This window comes from Ancylobacter pratisalsi (assembly GCF_010669125.1).
Taxonomy (GTDB): domain Bacteria; phylum Pseudomonadota; class Alphaproteobacteria; order Rhizobiales; family Xanthobacteraceae; genus Ancylobacter; species Ancylobacter pratisalsi.
Genome location: NZ_CP048630.1, coordinates 369493 through 386192, shown reverse-complemented (window position 1 = coordinate 386192; position 16700 = coordinate 369493). Strand labels below are relative to the sequence as shown.

General features: G+C 67.0%; 16 protein-coding genes. 8 read left to right on the top strand and 8 right to left on the bottom strand.

The features are described from left to right. Nucleotides 1-213 precede the first annotated feature (213 nt). Nucleotides 214-1425: a lytic murein transglycosylase gene (locus G3A50_RS01840; RefSeq protein WP_425483436.1), complete on the top strand. Its 1212-nt coding sequence runs from the start codon at nt 214-216 to the stop codon at nt 1423-1425. Nucleotides 1426-1443: 18 nt separating this feature from the next. Here G3A50_RS01840 and blaOXA read toward each other — a convergent pair whose 3' ends face one another. After that, nucleotides 1444-2223: a class D beta-lactamase gene (gene blaOXA, locus G3A50_RS01835; protein WP_425483490.1), complete on the bottom strand. Its 780-nt coding sequence runs from the start codon at nt 2221-2223 to the stop codon at nt 1444-1446. Between the two features lie 147 nt (nt 2224-2370). After that, on the bottom strand, nt 2371-3312 hold the full coding sequence (gene prmB, locus G3A50_RS01830; RefSeq protein WP_163073569.1) for a 50S ribosomal protein L3 N(5)-glutamine methyltransferase: 942 nt from the start codon (nt 3310-3312) through the stop codon (nt 2371-2373). Between the two features lie 153 nt (nt 3313-3465). Here prmB and G3A50_RS01825 point away from each other — a divergent pair, with 153 nt between their 5' ends. Both G3A50_RS01825 and G3A50_RS01820 read left to right on the top strand, forming a co-directional pair. After that, nucleotides 3466-3750 (top strand): hypothetical protein, encoded by a 285-nt coding sequence (locus G3A50_RS01825; protein ID WP_163073567.1) that lies wholly within the window; start codon nt 3466-3468, stop codon nt 3748-3750. 13 nt (nt 3751-3763) lie between these two features. After that, entirely contained in the window at nt 3764-4441 is a 678-nt protein-coding gene (locus G3A50_RS01820) for an O-methyltransferase (RefSeq protein WP_163073565.1), read from the top strand. A gap of 39 nt (nt 4442-4480) precedes the next feature. On the opposite strand, the gene G3A50_RS01815 is transcribed toward G3A50_RS01820, so the two are convergent. From G3A50_RS01815 to G3A50_RS01800, 4 genes are read right to left on the bottom strand one after another with little or no spacing between them, the layout of a single operon-like run. Beyond that, entirely contained in the window at nt 4481-5353 is an 873-nt protein-coding gene (locus tag G3A50_RS01815) for an SGNH/GDSL hydrolase family protein (protein WP_246252029.1), read from the bottom strand. A 17-nt stretch (nt 5354-5370) separates the two neighbouring features. Continuing rightward, entirely contained in the window at nt 5371-6135 is a 765-nt protein-coding gene (locus G3A50_RS01810; protein WP_246252026.1) for an SGNH/GDSL hydrolase family protein, read from the bottom strand. Between the two features lie 15 nt (nt 6136-6150). Then, on the bottom strand, nt 6151-7380 hold the full coding sequence (locus G3A50_RS01805) for an OpgC family protein (protein WP_246252023.1): 1230 nt from the start codon (nt 7378-7380) through the stop codon (nt 6151-6153). A 10-nt stretch (nt 7381-7390) separates the two neighbouring features. After that, the gene (locus G3A50_RS01800) at nt 7391-7978 is read right to left on the bottom strand and encodes an HdeD family acid-resistance protein (RefSeq protein ID WP_163073564.1); all 588 of its coding nucleotides are present in this window, start codon (nt 7976-7978) and stop codon (nt 7391-7393) included. Nucleotides 7979-8145: 167 nt separating this feature from the next. Between G3A50_RS01800 and G3A50_RS01795 the strand changes: the two genes are divergently transcribed. Continuing rightward, on the top strand, nt 8146-8754 hold the full coding sequence (locus G3A50_RS01795; RefSeq protein ID WP_163073562.1) for an MOSC domain-containing protein: 609 nt from the start codon (nt 8146-8148) through the stop codon (nt 8752-8754). Between the two features lie 4 nt (nt 8755-8758). Here G3A50_RS01795 and G3A50_RS01790 read toward each other — a convergent pair whose 3' ends face one another. Both G3A50_RS01790 and tsaA read right to left on the bottom strand, forming a co-directional pair. Further along, a complete protein-coding gene (locus G3A50_RS01790; RefSeq protein ID WP_425483435.1) occupies nt 8759-9829 on the bottom strand; it encodes a L,D-transpeptidase in 1071 nt (356 codons plus the stop codon). A gap of 152 nt (nt 9830-9981) precedes the next feature. Continuing rightward, on the bottom strand, nt 9982-10557 hold the full coding sequence (gene tsaA / locus G3A50_RS01785) for a tRNA (N6-threonylcarbamoyladenosine(37)-N6)-methyltransferase TrmO (protein WP_163073560.1): 576 nt from the start codon (nt 10555-10557) through the stop codon (nt 9982-9984). A gap of 120 nt (nt 10558-10677) precedes the next feature. On the opposite strand from tsaA, the gene G3A50_RS01780 reads away from it, so the two are divergent. From G3A50_RS01780 to metH, 4 genes are all read left to right on the top strand, one after another. Beyond that, the gene (locus G3A50_RS01780) at nt 10678-11676 is read left to right on the top strand and encodes an ArsR/SmtB family transcription factor (RefSeq protein WP_163073558.1); all 999 of its coding nucleotides are present in this window, start codon (nt 10678-10680) and stop codon (nt 11674-11676) included. Further along, nucleotides 11676-12608: a methylenetetrahydrofolate reductase [NAD(P)H] gene (gene metF / locus G3A50_RS01775; protein WP_163073556.1), complete on the top strand. Its 933-nt coding sequence runs from the start codon at nt 11676-11678 to the stop codon at nt 12606-12608. The genes G3A50_RS01780 and metF overlap by 1 nt, the downstream gene beginning before the upstream one ends. A gap of 50 nt (nt 12609-12658) precedes the next feature. Continuing rightward, nucleotides 12659-12790, top strand: coding sequence for a hypothetical protein (locus G3A50_RS22770; protein ID WP_281355833.1), 132 nt, complete (start codon nt 12659-12661; stop codon nt 12788-12790). Nucleotides 12791-12934: 144 nt separating this feature from the next. After that, entirely contained in the window at nt 12935-16681 is a 3747-nt protein-coding gene (metH, locus tag G3A50_RS01770) for a methionine synthase (protein WP_163073554.1), read from the top strand. Nucleotides 16682-16700 lie beyond the last annotated feature (19 nt).

Sequence of the window (16700 nt, the reverse complement as noted above, 5' to 3'; positions counted from 1 at the left end):
AATTCTCTCGCAGTAAATCAGTACCATTTACACGCGGCAACCCAGATGCGACGCCTTCGCGATCGCAATGAACGAACGTGTCCGCCTTCAATGACATTTCGCGACAGGGTTCGCGTCCGGGTTCAATTGGCTCGGCGCACGCAGGGCACCGCGTCATCCGCTCCGCCCGCGGTTCACAGTACCCGCCATTTGCGCTATTGCGGTGACATGAACATGCGGCGCCTTGTGCTGGGCTTCGGCCTTCTCCTCGCCTCCGGTGCGCCGGCGCTTGCCGATGCCGGCTTCGACCGCTGGCTCGCCGCGCAATGGCCGGCCGCGCAGGCCATGGGCATTTCCCACGCCACCTATGAGCGCGAGACCAGGGGGCTGGAGCCGGACTATTCGCTGCCCGACCTCGCCATTCCGGGCAAGCCGAAGCCGCCGGGCCGGCAGGCTGAATTCGTGCAGACCCCCGCCGCCTATCTCTCCGACAAGGCGATCGGCACCTATGCGGCGCGCGGGCGCAAGCTGGCGGCGCAGTATCGCGGCGATCTGGCGGCGCTGGAGAAGCGCTTCGGCGTCCCCGGCCCGGTGCTGCTCGCCATCTGGGCGCGCGAGACCTCCTATGGCGCGGCCAAGCTCAACTATGACGCGCTGCGCGTGGTGGCGACGCAGGCCTATGTCGGCCGCCGCAAGGATGTATTCTTCGCCGAGTTCCTCGCCGCGCTGAAGATCCTCGACCAGGGCCATGTCCGCCGCGCCGACATGAAAAGCTCCTGGGCCGGCGCCATGGGCCTCACCCAGTTCATGCCCACCGGCTACCTGAAATACGGCGTCGATCTCAATGGCGACGGCACCGCCAACATCTGGACCTCGGTTCCCGAAGCGCTCGCCGCGACCGCGAGCCTGCTGCGCGAGGAGGGCTGGCAGCCCGGCAAGCGCTGGGCCTATGAGGTCACCCTGCCGGCGGGCTTCGACTGCACGCTGGCCGAGCCCGATGCGGCCGCTCCGATCGGCGAGTGGCTGAAGCGCGGGGTGAAGGTGGCGGACGGGCGCACCATCCCGTCCTCGGCGCTGCGCGACAAGGCCTCGATCATCATGCCGGCGGGGCCTTATGGTCCGGCCTTCCTCACCCCGGCGAACTATTTCGTGCTGAAGAGCTACAACTTCGCCGACCTCTACGTGCTCTATGTCGGCCATCTTGCCGACCGCATCGAGGATGACCGCCCCTTCGCCCATGACTGGCAGGACATCACGCTGGTGAAGACCCGCGACCTCGAATTCATGCAGAAGAAGCTGGCGGCCAAGGGGCTCTACACCGACAAGGTGGACGGCAAGGCCGGCATGAAGACCCGCTCGGCCCTCGGCGCCTACCAGAAGGCCAACGGCCTCAAGCTCGACTGCTGGCCGGATGCGCAGGTGCTGGAGCACATGAAGCGCGGGTGAAATGCCGCGCCGCGCGCCTCATTCCACCGTGTCGAGCAGGCCCGGCAGCGCCGCCAGCATGGCGTCGCGGGCGCGGAAGCTGGTTGGGGTTTCCTGCCGCGCCGGGTCGCGCTCCAGCCGGGCGAAGGTCACGCTGCGCCCGTCCTTTGTCGCCCAGCCGACGAACCAGCCATAGGGCTTGCCGCGCACCGGCTTGCCGGCCTTGTCGCGCGCGAAGCCCATGCCGGTCTTGCCGTGCACCTGCCAGCCATTCGGCGTGTCGGGGAAACGGCTGATCGCGCCGGTCATCGCCACCGCTTCCTTTGATACGGGCAGCTCGCCGCGCAGCATGCGCGAAAGGAAGCCGACCTGTTCCAGCGGCGAGATCGCGAGCGAGGAGCTGAGCCAGGCATGGGTCAGCCCGTTATTCTCGCCCTTCTCGCCGGACACGTCCTCATTGCCGTAGCCGAAGCCGGTCACATAGCGGCGGAAGCGCTCCATGCCGAGCTTGGTGGTGATCTCCTGCGAGTACCAGACCACCGATTCCTTCAGCCAGTAGGTCGGGTCGGTGTTCTGCTTCCACTGTTCACGCCAGTCGGCATAGCCGGGCTTGAACGGCCAGCTGGGATGGTGCGCATCGGTGAGGATGCCGGAATCATAGCCCATCAGCGCGATGGCGATCTTGAAGGTCGAGGCCGGCGTCACCCGCCCGGCGCAATCCGGCCCCTCCTGCATCAGCACCTTGCCGGTCGAAGCGTCGGCCAGGGCCGTGCACAGCGTGCCCGCCCCGGCCGAGGTGGAGAGCGGGGAGCAGGCCATCAGGGCCAATGCCGAAAGGGCGGTGATACGGGCAGCAGAAACGTGACGCATCGGGAATCTCGCGCAGGTTGCGGGCCGGGCGAGGTCATCAGCCGTCCGTGGCGTCATTTCGACGGGGACCGGTTTATCCCCGTCCATCGGCGCAGCTCAGCGCGGCATGCGGCTGATGATCCGCAGATCCTTGCCCACGCCCAGATCGCGCGCCGAGAGCCAGAACACCTCGCCCTCGCTCTCCTCGGTGTCGAGCCAGAGGAAGGGCAGATGGGGATATTCGGCCTCCAGGATTTCCTTGCCGGTCCCGATCTCGCAGACGATGCCGCCGCGCGCGGTCAGGTGCGAAGGCGCCTCGGCGAGGATGCGGCGCACGATGTCGAGCCCGTCCGGGCCGCCGGCGAAGGCCAGCGTCGGCTCGTGGCGGTATTCGGCCGGCAGGTCGGCCATGGTGGCGGCATCGACATAGGGCGGGTTGGTGATGATGAGGTCGTAGAGCCGCCCGGTCAGCTTGTCGAACAGGTCGCCCTCGATCAGGCTCACCCGCTCGCCCATGTCGTGCAGGGCCACATTCTCCGCCGCCAGCGACAGCGCCTCGGGCGAGATGTCGACGGCATCCACCTGCGCGCCGGGAAACACCATGGCGGCCAGAATGGCGAGGCACCCCGAGCCGGTGCACAGGTCGAGCGCCCGGCCCACCGAATCAGGATCCTCGATCAGCGAGAAGCCGGCGCCGCTGAACAGATCGCCCGCCATCAGTTCGCCGATGAAGGAACGCGGCACGATGGCGCGCCGGTCGCTCTTGAACATGATGCCGTGAATATAGGTGCGCCCCAGCAGATAGGCCGCCGGCTCCCGGCTGTCGCAGCGGCGCTCGATGATGTCGGCGAGCCGCGTGCGCTCCTCGCTGGTCAGCCGCGCGTCGAGCCAGGGGGTCAGGTCGTCCACCGGCAGGTGCAGGCAATCCAGCACGATGAAGGCGGCTTCGTCGAGCGCGGTGGAGGTTCCATGGCCGAAGGCGAGATCGGCGGCGTTGAAGCGGCTGACCGCATAGCGCACGAAATCCCGCACGGTCTTCAGTTCATCCGCAGCCGGCATGTCACGTCTCCCTTGCTTGCTGGTGAGCGACAACACGCCGCCCGCGCGAAAGCAACCCCCCGTGGGCGCGGTGGGGAAGATCATCAGCACGCTTGTGTTCAAACCGACATGGTTCGATAGGATGGAGAAATGGCACGTTGACGGGGAACGCACATGGCTGCGGTGGCAAACGACGAAATCACCCTCGTGATCGACCGGTCGGTGGCGGTCGTTCTGTTTGAGTTCCTCTCTCGCCACGTCGATGACGCCGACGGCGAGACCCTGGTCGAATTCGTCGAGGACGAATCCGAGGTTCCCGCGCTCTGGGCCCTGCTGGCGGGGCTGGAGAGCGTGCTGACCGAGCCGATGGCGGAAGACTATCAGCGCCGCGTCATCGCCGCGCGCGAAGCCGTCATCAAGCGCTTTGGCGGGGCGTTTTCCGGCAAGGGCGACGAATAGCCGAGGAAGAAGCATGACATCGTTCGGTCCCGCCCTGTGGGAGGCGGTCGACGCCTATGTCGGCGGACATCTGGTGCCGCCCGATCCCGCGCTCGATGGCGCGCTGGCGGCCAGCGAGGCCGCCGGCCTGCCGGCAGTCCATGTCGCGCCCAATCAGGGCAAGCTTTTGATGCTGCTCGCCCGCATGATGGGCGCGCGGCACATTCTGGAGGTCGGCACGCTCGGCGGCTATTCCACGCTCTGGCTGGCGAAGGCGCTGCCGGCGGATGGCCGCCTCGTCACGCTGGAATACGAGCCGCACCACGCCGAAGTGGCGCGGGCGAACATCGCGGCGGCGGGCTTCTCCGACCGCGTCGACCTGCGCGTCGGTCCCGCGCGCGACAGCCTCGCGGCGCTGGAGGCGGAAGGCGCCGACCCGTTCGACTTCGTCTTCATCGACGCCGACAAGCCCAGCAATGTGGCCTATCTGGAAGCGGCGCTGCGCCTGTCACGCGTCGGCACGGTCATCGTCGCCGACAATGTGGTGCGCGAGGGCGCGGTCATCGATGGGGCGAACGCCGACCCGCGGGTGAAGGGCGTGCGCGCGACCTATGAATGGCTCGCCCGCGAGCCCCGCGTCGACGCCACCGCCCTGCAGACCGTGGGCGAGAAGGGCTATGACGGCTTCGCGCTGGCGCTGGTGATCGCGTAAGGCCGGGTGAGGCGCGTCGGACGCCCCCGGCGTTGAATCTCAGGGCTGGACCATGGCCCCGAGCAGCCGGTCCGGCGCGGCGGGCTGGGATAGCGTGACCGGCATCGAAACGCCGGGCGACACATCCGCGGAGCGCTGCTGGGAATCGATATTGGCCGTCACCGCGCGGCCCAGATCGCGCGAGAAGCAGTCGTAGCTCCAGTCGTTCATGTGGAACTTGTCCTTCCACAGGAACGATTCGAACGGCAGCCCCGCGCTCTCGTGCCAGTCCCGCATGAGCGCGAAGCGGTGATAGACGTCCACCCCGTCCTCGCGGGCGATGTCGTCCATCAGCTTCACCATCGGTCCGCTGTCGGCATCGCCCAGCACGCGCGGGGCGTATTGCGGGTCAATCAGCACGATGTCGGCGTCGATGGCGCGCACCCGCGCGATCGCCTCATGGAGCAGGTCTCCCGCCCGCGCCAGCCCGTTCTCGCGGAACAGCGCGTTCACCCCCGCCTGCCACAGCACCAGCGTCGGCTTCAGCGCCGCGACGTCGGTGTCGAAGCGCTTCAGCATCTCCGGCGCGTCCTGCCCGTTGACGCCGCGATTGACCACGGTGATGTCGGCGTGGGGAAAGCGCGCGCGCAGCAGGGCCTGCAGCCGGTTCGGGTAGTTCGCTTCCGCCTTGGAGGCGCCCGCGCCAGCGGTGGAGGACGAGCCGATGGCGACGATCACCACCGGCTGGCCCGCGCGCAGCCGGGCGGCGGTGCGGGCGAGCGGACGGATCAGCTTCGACTGCGTCGCCTTGGTCTGCGGGCAGGCGATGGGCATGTCGTCGGCGGCGCGCGCGGGCGGGCTCGCGAGCAGCAGAAGGGCGAGCAGGGCGCAGAGCCCCACGGTGTTCATTGCGAAGCGTCGAGGAGGGCGCATGGAGTGTCCGGGGAGCCTCAGCGTGAACCGAGCGTTCGCATTTCGACGCCATCCACGATCATGCCGACCATGAGCCGGCCGATGCAGCGATGGACATCCTCGAACAGCGAAGGTGAGGGGGGCGTGGCGTCGAAGTCGAAGATGCCTTCCTGGTCCCAGAAGCGCATCATGTCGTAGCGGTCGAAGAACGGCACCTGGGCCGCGCGCGCCGCCCAGTGCAGGGCGCTTGTGTAGGGCGCGACGTCGAAGGCGAAGGCGGTGCGCGGGGAATATTGCGGGCTGACCACCAGCACGTCGGTTCCCGCCGCATGGGCGAGATCGACGCCAGCGTCCACCGCATCGGAGAAGGCGGAGGTGTCCGCGCCGAGAATGGCGTCATAGGTGCCGGTCTGCCAGATCATCAGCGCGGGGCGGGTCTGGGCCAGCAGCTTGGGCAGGACGGCGAGTATCGCCTGCGCGGTGGCGCGCGGCTGGCTGCGCGTGGTGAGCACGATCCCGCCATCGGGATAGCGCTCGCGCAGCGTTTCCTCGATGAAGCTGGGAAAGCTGCGCGCGATCGCGTCCTTGCCCGAACCCGGCTTGCTTCCCTTCGCGCTGTTGAGCACGAGGATGGTGGTCGGCGTCTTGGTACGGAGCGATTTGGCGAGGCGCGGCAGCGCGTAGCGCGCCTGGGTCAGCGCCGAGGGCGCGGCGCACACCGGCTCCTTGGCGGCCTGCGCGAGCGAGCCGCCCGTCAGGGCCCAGGTCGAGGCGAGAACAGCACCCAGTATCCAGCGTTTCACAGCGAACCGCGTCGATCAGCGATATTTACGCGCGGCAATCTCGCGCTCGACCCGACCATACCACGACAGCAGCGCGGAGAGAGATATCATTAGGACGATCCCGAGCCCGCTCAGCGCGAATTGCATCGGCAGTGTCCCGGTGAGCTCATTGAGCACGAAATGGGCAGCGAAGGACAGGAACACGCCGAAGCAGAACACCTCCAGCGAATGCTGCCCGCACATGATCATCGGCCGCAGCCAGGCCGAGCGCAGCGCCGGCAGGTCCACCGGGATCAGCCGCACCACCACCACCGCCAGCGCCAGGAAATGCAGCAGGCGCAGCGGCGACAGGTCGGTCTTGCTGATCGGGTAGATGATCGCCCCCACCGCCTCCGGCACCAGCCCTTCGAGCGGGTGCCACCACCAGCTCACCACCACCAGCAGCGACACCAGCAGATAGGCGACCGCCGCCGCCACGACAGCGCGCGACTGCACCAGGAAGCCCAGCCGGTCGCTGCCGCCCAGCCCGCACCAGCCGCCGAAGGTGAACAGGAACTGCCAGGCGAAGGGGTTGAAGAACCACATCCGGTCGTCGGGATAGGCCGGCAGGTTGAAGCCCCAGTGCGTCGTCGCCAGCCAGAGCAGGAACGAGGCGAAGAGCGTCAGGTCCGCCTTGCGCTTCAGCGCCCACAGGATCGGGGGGAAGGAGCCCAGCAGCACGATGTAGAGCGGCAGCACGTCCATGTTCGCGGGGCGGAACTTCAGCAGCAGCGCCTCGACCAGCGCGACATTGGGCTCGGCCAGGAACTGCAGCGCGCCCATCTCCTCGGCGTAGAGCGGGTTGGACACGCTGCCCACGACGTAGGAAATCTCGGCAAGGTAGATCACGAACAGGAAGATGAAGGCGACGTAGAGCTGCCACGCCCGCCGCAGGATCCGCGCCGAGGTCACCATGACCCCGGAACGGTCCAGTTCGCGGCCATAGACCATGGCGGCGGTGTAGCCGGAGATGAAGACGAAGATCTCGGTGGCGTCGGAGAAGCCGAAATTCCGGTTGGTGATCCAGTTCACCACATTGTTGGGGATGTGGTTGAGGAAGATGAACCACAGCGCCAGGCCGCGGAACAGATCGAGGCGCAGGTCCCGTCCGCTCGCCCCGGCGGGCGAGGGGGCATCGCCTGTCGAGCCTGCCGGCCTCAGCGCTCCCGGGGAGGCTTCGGCCGGCTTCTCAAGAGGGATCGAAAGTCTGCCGATGCCCTGCCTCACGGAATCTCGCTCATTTCTTCAGGCCCAACCCCAGCATCAGCACGGTGAATCCGTTGAAAAGAAGATCCACGCCGAGGAAAAGGCCGAGAATCCACATGGAATTGATCGGCCATTGCACGGTGATCTCGATGCCGAGAATGATCGCGATGATGGCCGAGAACAGCAGCCAGCCCCAGCCGGTGGCCGGGCGCATCTGGAACGAGGCGATGAGGCGGAAGATGCCGCCCACGATCAGCGAGATGCCGAGCAGCAGCGTCAGTATGGCCGCGGCCATCATCGGGTGGAGGAAAGCGATCACGCCGGCGGCGAGATAGAGAATGCCGTCGAGCAGCCAGAAGAAGAAGCCGCCCCAGCCCTTCACCGCGAAGGCGTGGAAAATCTGGGCGATGCCGCCCACCACCATCATCGCGCCGATATAATAAACCGAGAACAGCGTTCCGAAGGCGAGCGTGTAGGCGCTGCCGAGCGCGATGAATCCGGCGAGCATCATGATGATGCCGAGGGCGACGAACCACCCCCATTTGGCACGCACTTCCTTCAGGTGGCCGGCAAAGGCGCCGCCCGGGGTCTGGGACAGGGAATCACTGGGAGTGGACATCGGTGTCGACCTCGATCTGACTGGCGCCACGCCGGTAGAGCACAACGCTCTACCCACTCAGGGGGTTCCGGGTGGGGCTGATGGAGACGCGGTATCTTAGCGCCGCCATCATGCGCGCGCACTCGGATTTGCCCTAAGGGTAAAGGATCATTTGAGGAAAGCCGCCCATGTCCGCCACACTCGACCTGTTCGGCGCGCCGGTACCCGTGCCCGCGCAGCGCTTTTCCGCCCGTCTGGCGCGCACGCTCATTGCCGATGGCGAGAGCTTCATGACCCGTGAGGTGCCCGCCCTGGCGGTTACGCTGGAAGGGGTGAGCGGCGATCGCCACGCCGGTTACGCGCGGCCGGCCGATTCGCGCGTGCCGTGGTACCCGCGGGGCGTGCAGATCCGCAATTGCCGCCAGCTCTCGCTGGTCGCGCCCGATGAGCTGGCCGAGATCGCGCGGCGGCTTCAGATTGCCGTGCTCCGTCCGGAATGGATCGGCGCCAATCTTGTGATCGAGGGCGTGCCACGTCTCACGCAGCTGCCACCGGGAACGCGGCTGCATTTTCCGGGCGGGGCGGCACTGGTCGTGGAAGGGGAGAATGCGCCCTGTCGTCAGGCCGGTGCGGCGGTGGCGAGGGCGGTCTCTGGCGGCACTGACTTTGACACGGCATTCGTCAAAGCGGCCGCGGGGCGGCGCGGACTGGTCGCCTGGGTGGAGCGTGCCGGCGAGATCGCCGCCGGCACGGATGTCGCGCTGCGCGTCCCGCCTCAGAGGCCGTGGACGCGCTGAAGGCTCACTGGACGGCGAAGCCCGGGGCCGCGCTCACCGTGGTGCTCGCGGGGGTCGCCTCGGCCTCTTCGGCGGGCTTCTCCGGCGGATTGCCCGGCATGACGACGACCTTGGTGCCGACCTTCACGCGATCATACAGGTCTTCCACATCCTCATTGAGCATGCGGATGCAGCCCGAGGACATGAACTGGCCGATGGTCGATGGCTGGTTGGTGCCGTGGATGCGGTAGACCGTGGAGCCCAGATACATGGTGCGCGCGCCGAGCGGGTTGCCCGGTCCGCCGGCCATGAAGCGCGGCAGGTAGGGCTGGCGCTCGATCATTTCCGCCGGCGGGCGCCAGTCGGCCCATTCCGCCTTGCGGCTGACCTTCTCGGTGCCCGACCAGGTGAAGCCCTCGCGGCCGACGCCGATGCCGTAGCGCTCGGCCTTGCCGCCGGGCAGCACGTAGTAAAGGAACGTGTTCGGCGTATCGATGACGATGGTGCCGGGGGGCTGGGTGGTCACGTAGTCCACCACCTGCCGCTTCAGGTAAGCGGGCAGCTCCTTCGCCGGGCCTTCCTCGGGCTGGTCCTCGGGAGGCAGCATCGCGACGCTGGACCCGTTGGTGCCGTAGCTGTTGTTCAGGTCCGCGCGCGGCACGCTGCCGGTGGTGGCGGGCGGCACGTAGGTGGCCTGCGCCGGCGCATCGGTGCGCACGGAAAGCGTCGAGCCATAAGGCGAGAGCATCCCCGCCGGCGGCTGGCCGGAATAGGCGCCGGGCGGATAGCCGGCCGGCTGGCTCGCCGGATTGGAATAAGGCGCGTTGGCGACAGGTGCGTTGGCGACCGTCGTGGGCGACTGGCCATAGGACGGCTCGGCATAGCCCTGCTGCGCGGGCTGGCCGGTGGCCGCGGCGCCATAGGGATCGATGGCGGCCGGCACCTGCACGTTTTCAGGCGGAGCGGCGGCGCCGGAGGCGTCATAGCCCGGCTGCGCCTGCTCCGTCGGGTAATATTGGGCGCTGGCGACGCTGACCGACGAAAGCACGGTAAGCGCGACAGCGGAGACGAGACCAGGGCGAACGACCATCATCATGCCTTACTTGCAGCAGGAACTGTTAGCGTTGAGCGTTTCCATGAGGAGATGACGCAGGATCAAGGCAGGTTCAAGACCAGACTACGACCGGATCGGGTATCCAACGGGTGCGATATGCACCCAGTGCATACCCGATGCATGTATGCCACAGTTCACTTAACGAAATATTCACGACGTTCGCGGTGCCATCCCACCACTGCCTCCGGATGGCAGTCCGTCGAGGCGAAGTAGGGTTTGATATCGAGAAGCGGCGTGCCATCGAGGCAATCAAGTCCGATGACCGTCAGAAGGTTCCCTTCGATGCCGAGCAGCCGCACCGCGCTCATGGCGATGGGGTTGGGCCGTGCCGGGCTGCGCAGGGCGAAAGTGCCGCGCCCCTTGCCGTACTGGCGGGGCACCTGAACCAGAAGCTCGCGCGGGGCGCGGTCCATCCAGTACAGCAGCCACAGATGCGTGGTCCCCTCCAGTCCGTCGAGCGCGGGCACAAAGGCGGGGTCGAGTTCCACCGTGCACACCGCCTCGCTCTCGCGCCCGTTCTTCGGGCAGCCCGCGCGCTCGGTCCACGGGGTGCGCAGCCGGCCGATGAAATGCAGTCCGGCATCGGTGACGGCCGGCAGGGGATGGACGCGTTCGCCGGGGCGAATGCCGAAGTCGGAAGGCGCCACCGCGCCGCCGTCGGAGTCCGAATCGGGGTCCGGCTCCTTGGTCGTGTCGCTCTGATCGTCCATTCTCGTCCTCGTCGTCCTCATCGTCCGCCCCACGCGCCTCATCGACCACGGGGGACAACACGCCTTGCGTGGCGGCGAAAATAGACATAAAGATATCTTTATATCTAAACGGGAAGCCGGATGTCGCCCACCTCACTCAGTTTCGCGCGCCTGCTCGACGGCCTCAAGGCGGCCGGCGAGGACACGCGCCTGCGCCTGCTCGCCCTGCTGGGCGAAGGCGAGCTGACCGTGTCCGAGCTTACCGAAATCCTGGGCCAGTCGCAGCCCCGAATCTCGCGTCATCTCAAGCTCTTGGCCGAGGCCGGGCTGGTCGAGCGGTTCCGTGAGGCGAGCTGGGTGTTCTACCGCCGCGCGGTCGATGCGCCGGGCGCCCCGCTCGCCGAGGCCCTGCTGGGGTTGATGGCGCCGGATGACGACATCCTGCTGCGCGATCATGAGCGGCTGGAGGCGGTGCGCACCGCCCGCGCCGCCCACGCACAGGCCTATTTCCGCGCTCATGCCCATGAGTGGGACGCGATTCGCCGCCTGCACGCCCCCGAGGAGGAGGTCGAGCGCGCGATTCAAGAATCTCTTCAAGGCGTTGAAATATCGTCGCTTCTGGATCTGGGAACCGGCACGGGCCGGGTTCTGGAGCTGTTCGCGCCGGTCATTGAGCGCGGGGTCGGCATCGATCTGTCGGCGGACATGCTGAGCGTCGCCCGCGCCAATCTGGAGCGCGCCGGCGTGCGCAACGCCACGGTGCGCCAGGGGGATATCTACAACCTCGCCCTGCCGCGCGATTCCTTCGACGTCGTCGTCGTTCATCAGGTGCTGCACTTTCTTGAGGACGCCCCGCGGGCGCTGAAGGAGGCGGCGCGGGTGCTGCGGCCGGGCGGGTGCCTGCTGGTGGTGGATTTCGATCCCCACGAGCTTGAATTCCTGCGCGACCAGCACGCCCATCGCCGTCTCGGCTTCGCGCCGGAAATCATGGAGAACTGGCTCGCGCAGGCGGGTCTTGTTCTCCAGTCGCACCGCTCGCTTGCCCCGCAAGCTGATGGAAAACTTACCGTTTCTCTTTGGCTCGCCCGCGATGCACGCGCCGCGCTGGCCACCAACCAACACAATAGGGAGGTCGCCTGATGTCGTCGGATATCGAGCGCCGCAGCCGCCGCGCCGGCGGTCGGCCGATTTCGGTTTCGTTCGAGTTCTTTCCGCCGAAGTCGCCGGAGATGGAGTCCACGCTGTGGAATTCCATCACCCGCCTCGCGCCGCTGGCACCGAAATTCGTCTCCGTGACCTATGGCGCGGGCGGCTCCACCCGCGAGCGCACCCACGCCACGGTGGAGCGCATCGTCAGTGAGACGCGTCTGGCCCCGGCCGCCCATCTCACCTGCGTCTCCGCCTCGAAGGACGAGGTCGACGAGGTCGTGCGCGGCTACTGGGAAGCGGGCGTGCGCCATGTCGTGGCCCTGCGGGGGGATCCGCCCGGCGGTGTCGGGCAGGCCTATGAGCCGCATCCGGAGGGCTACACCACCTCGGCGGATCTCGTCGCCGGCGTGCGGCGTATCGCGAATTTCGAAGTCTCCGTATCGGCTTATCCGGAAAAGCACCCCGAAAGCCCATCCTTTGAGACCGATCTCGACATTCTCGCGGCAAAGGTCGATGCGGGCGCCACGCGGGCCATCACCCAGTGCTTCTTCGATAACGACCTGTATTTCAGCTATCTCGACAAGGTCCGCGCGCGCGGCATCGATGTGCCGGTCGTGCCCGGCATCCTGCCGGTGACGAACTTCAAGCAGGCGGTGAACTTCGCCACCAAGACCGGCACCTACATGCCGTCCTGGCTGGCGGGGCGCTTCGAGGGGCTGGACAACGATCCCGAGACCCGCAAGCTCATCGCCGCGGCCGTGGCGGCCGAACAGGTGTTCGACCTGCTTGATCGCGGCGTCACCGAGTTCCATTTCTACACGCTCAACCGCGCCGACCTTGTCTACGCCATCTGCCACCTGCTGGGCCTGCGCCCGCCGAGGGACGCGGGAGCCGGGCAGGGGAGCGGACAGGCGGCGGCGTAGGTAAAACTACTCGCGTGCCTATATAGTAGGATCCCTTGGAGATTTCCGCGATGAGCGAGCCGGACACCTTCATCCTGGCGCCGGTGCGGGCGATCCGCGCGGCGGTGAGAGATGGCATCGAAGCGAACGCCAGGCGCCTCGATCGCAGGATCGACACGCCGATGCGGTTGATGCACGGCTAATCCGACCTCGGCCGCTTCGTGGCGGCCGGGGCCGAGTGGTTCCCCAAGCCCTCGGGAAACGCTGCCAACGGCTCGAAAAGGGCCACTGATCACAATTGCTTCGTGTCCATCTGCCGTAATGCAGCGATCCTCGCGCCTGACAAGATGAGTGCCCCCATGACCGTCCAGCCGACCGAGACCCTCAACGCCCTCCGGCATGCCGCCTCGCAGCGCATCCTCGTGCTCGACGGCGCGATGGGCACGATGATCCAGCAGCTCAAGCTGGATGAGGCAGGGTATCGCGGCGAGCGCTTCGCCGACTGGGGTCGGGACCTCAAGGGCAATAACGACCTGCTCAACCTCACCAAACCGGACGCGGTGCGCGACATTCACCTCGCCTATTTCCTGGCAGGTGCGGATCTGGTCGAGACCAACACCTTCTCCGGCACCACCATCGCCATGGCCGATTACGGCATGGAGAGCCTGGTCTATGAGATCAATTTCGAGGGTGCGCGCCTCGCCAAGGAGGCCGCGACGCTTGCCGAGGCCAAGGACGGCCGACGCCGCTTCGTCGCCGGCGCCATCGGGCCCACGAACCGCACCGCCTCGATCTCGCCGGACGTCAACGATCCCGGCTTCCGCGCCACGAGTTTCGACGAGCTGGCAACCGCTTATGGAGAGCAGGCCGCCGCGTTGATCGACGGTGGCGCCGATCTGCTGCTGATCGAGACAATCTTCGACACGCTGAACGCCAAGGCGGCGGTTTTCGCCATCGAGCGGTTGTTCGAGGCGCGCGGCATCCGCGTGCCGGTGATGATTTCCGGCACCATCACCGATCTGTCCGGCCGCACGCTCTCGGGCCAGACGCCGGAGGCGTTCTGGAACTCGCTGCGCCACGCCGCGCCGTTTTCCATCGGCCTCAATTGCGCGCTCGGCGCCAAGGAGATGCGCGCCCATATCGACGAGCTGTCGCGGATCGCCGACACGCTCGTTTGCGCCTATCCCAATGCCGGCCTGCCGAATGAGTTCGGCCTCTATGATGAGAGCCCGGAGGCGATGGCGCGCCTCGTCGGTGACTTCGCGGCCTCGGGGCTGGTCAATATTGTCGGCGGCTGTTGCGGCACGACACCGGACCATATCCGGGCGATCGCGCAGGCCGTGGCTCCGCATGCGCCCCGTGTGGTCCCCGAGATCGAGCCGCGCCTGCGCCTGTCCGGTCTTGAGCCGTTCGAGCTGACGCCGATCATTCCCTTCGTGAATGTCGGCGAGCGCACCAACGTCACCGGCTCGGCGCGCTTCCGCAAGCTCATCACCAATGGTGACTACGCCGCCGCGCTCGCCGTGGCGCGCGACCAGGTGGAGAACGGCGCGCAGGTCATCGACGTCAACATGGACGAGGGCCTGCTCGATTCCGAGAAGGCGATGGTCACCTTCCTCAACCTGCTCGCCGCGGAGCCGGATATCGCCCGCGTGCCCGTGATGGTCGACAGCTCGAAGTGGAGCGTCATCGAAGCCGGGCTGAAGTGCATCCAGGGCAAGGGCATCGTCAATTCGATCTCGATGAAGGAGGGCGAGGACGCCTTCCGTCATCACGCCCGTCTGGTGCGCGCCTATGGCGCGGCAGTGGTTGTCATGGCCTTTGACGAAAAGGGCCAGGCCGACACCTATGAGCGCAAGGTGGAGATCTGCGGGCGGGCCTACCGCATCCTCGTCGACGAGGTCGGTTTCCCGCCCGAGGACATCATCTTCGATCCGAACATCTTCGCGGTGGCGACCGGCATCGAGGAGCATGCGGGTTACGGCGTCGCCTTCATCGAGGCGACCCGCGCCATCTGCCAGCAGCTGCCTTACGCCCACATCTCCGGCGGCGTCTCCAATCTCTCCTTCTCGTTCCGTGGCAACGAGATGGTGCGCGAGGCCATGCACGCGGTGTTCCTGTATCACGCCATCGCCGCCGGCATGGATATGGGCATCGTCAATGCCGGCCAACTCGCGCCCTATAGCGAGATCGAGCCCGAGCTGCGCGAGGCGTGCGAGGACGTGGTGCTGAACCGCCGCGATGACGCCACCGAGCGCCTGCTGGCCCTTGCCGAGCGCTTCAAGGGGGGCGGCCGCGAGCGGCGGGAGGCCGATCTCACCTGGCGCACCTGGCCGGTGGAAAAGCGCATCGCCCACGCGCTGATCAACGGCATCACCGAGTTCGTCGAGGTCGACACGGAGGAGGCGCGCCAGTCGGTCGCCCGGCCGCTGCACGTCATCGAGGGACCGCTGATGGCCGGCATGAACGTGGTCGGTGACCTGTTCGGCGCCGGCAAGATGTTCCTGCCGCAGGTGGTGAAATCCGCGCGCGTGATGAAGCAGGCGGTCGCCTATCTCATGCCCTTCATGGAGCAGGAGAAGCTCGACACCGGCAGCTCGGAGGATTCCTCCGCCGGCAAGATCCTGATGGCGACAGTGAAGGGCGATGTGCACGACATCGGCAAGAACATCGTCGGCGTCGTTCTCCAATGCAACAATTACGAGGTCATCGACCTCGGCGTGATGGTGCCGACCGCGAAGATCCTGGAGATCGCCAAGGCGGAGAACGTCGACGTCATCGGCCTGTCGGGTCTCATCACCCCCTCGCTGGACGAGATGGTGCATGTCGCCTCCGAGATGGAGCGCGAGGGCTTTAACGTGCCGCTGCTGATCGGCGGCGCGACGACCTCGCGCGTCCACACGGCGGTGAAGATCGCCCCGCAATATGTGCGCGGGCAGGCGGTCTATGTCACCGATGCCAGCCGGGCGGTGGGCGTGGTCTCCAACCTGCTCAACGACAACACCCGCGCCGACTACGTGGCCGATGTGCGCGCCGAATACGCCAAGCTCGCCGATGCCCACGCCCGGTCCGATCGTGGCAAGGTCCGGGTGCGGCTGGAGGATGCGCGCGCCAACCGCCTGGCGCTCGATTTCGACAGCTACCGCGCCCCGGTGCCCACCTTCCTCGGCACGCGCGTGTTCGAGAGCTACGATCTCGGCGAGCTGGTGCCGTATATCGACTGGACGCCGTTCTTCCAGTCCTGGGAGCTCACCGGCCATTTCCCGGCGATTCTGGACGACGAGAAGGTCGGCCCCGCGGCGCGCGCGCTTTACGACGATGCCCGCAAGATGCTGGACAGGATCGTTGCCGAAAAGTGGCTCACCGCCCGTGCCGTGGTCGGGTTCTGGCCGGCCAACGCGGTCGGCGACGACATCGTGCTCTACGGGGACGATACCCGCGCCGGGGAAATTGCCACGCTGCACACGCTGCGCCAGCAGATGGCGAAGCGCGAGGGCCGCACCAATCTGGCGCTGTCCGATTTCGTCACCCCGAAGTCGACCGGCCTGCCGGACTATCTCGGCGGCTTCTGCGTCTCGACGGGCTTTGGCGAGCACGAGCGTTCGGAGGCCTTCAAGGCCGCCCATGACGACTATTCGGCCATTCTCCTCAAGGCGCTGGCGGACCGCCTGGCGGAAGCTTTCGCCGAGCGCATGCATGAGCGCGTGCGCCGGGAATTCTGGGCCTATGCGCCGGACGAGGCGCTGGGCAATGCCGAGCTGATCCACGAGGACTATCGCGGCATCCGCCCGGCGCCGGGATACCCCGCCCAGCCCGACCACACCGAGAAGGCGACGCTGTTCAAACTGCTGGACGTGACGCCGCGCATCGGCGTGGAGCTGACGGAGAGCTTCGCCATGTGGCCGGGGGCGGCGGTGTCGGGGCTCTATTTCGCCCACCCGGAGGCGTCCTATTTCGGTGTCGGGCGCATCGAGCGCGACCAGGTCGAGGACTATGCCGCGCGCAAGGGGATGAGCGTGGAAGAAGCCGAGCGCTGGCTGGCGCCGGTTCTCAACTACGACCCGCTGAGCTACAAAGCCGTCGCGGCGGAATAGCGCCTTCGGAGCAAAGCAG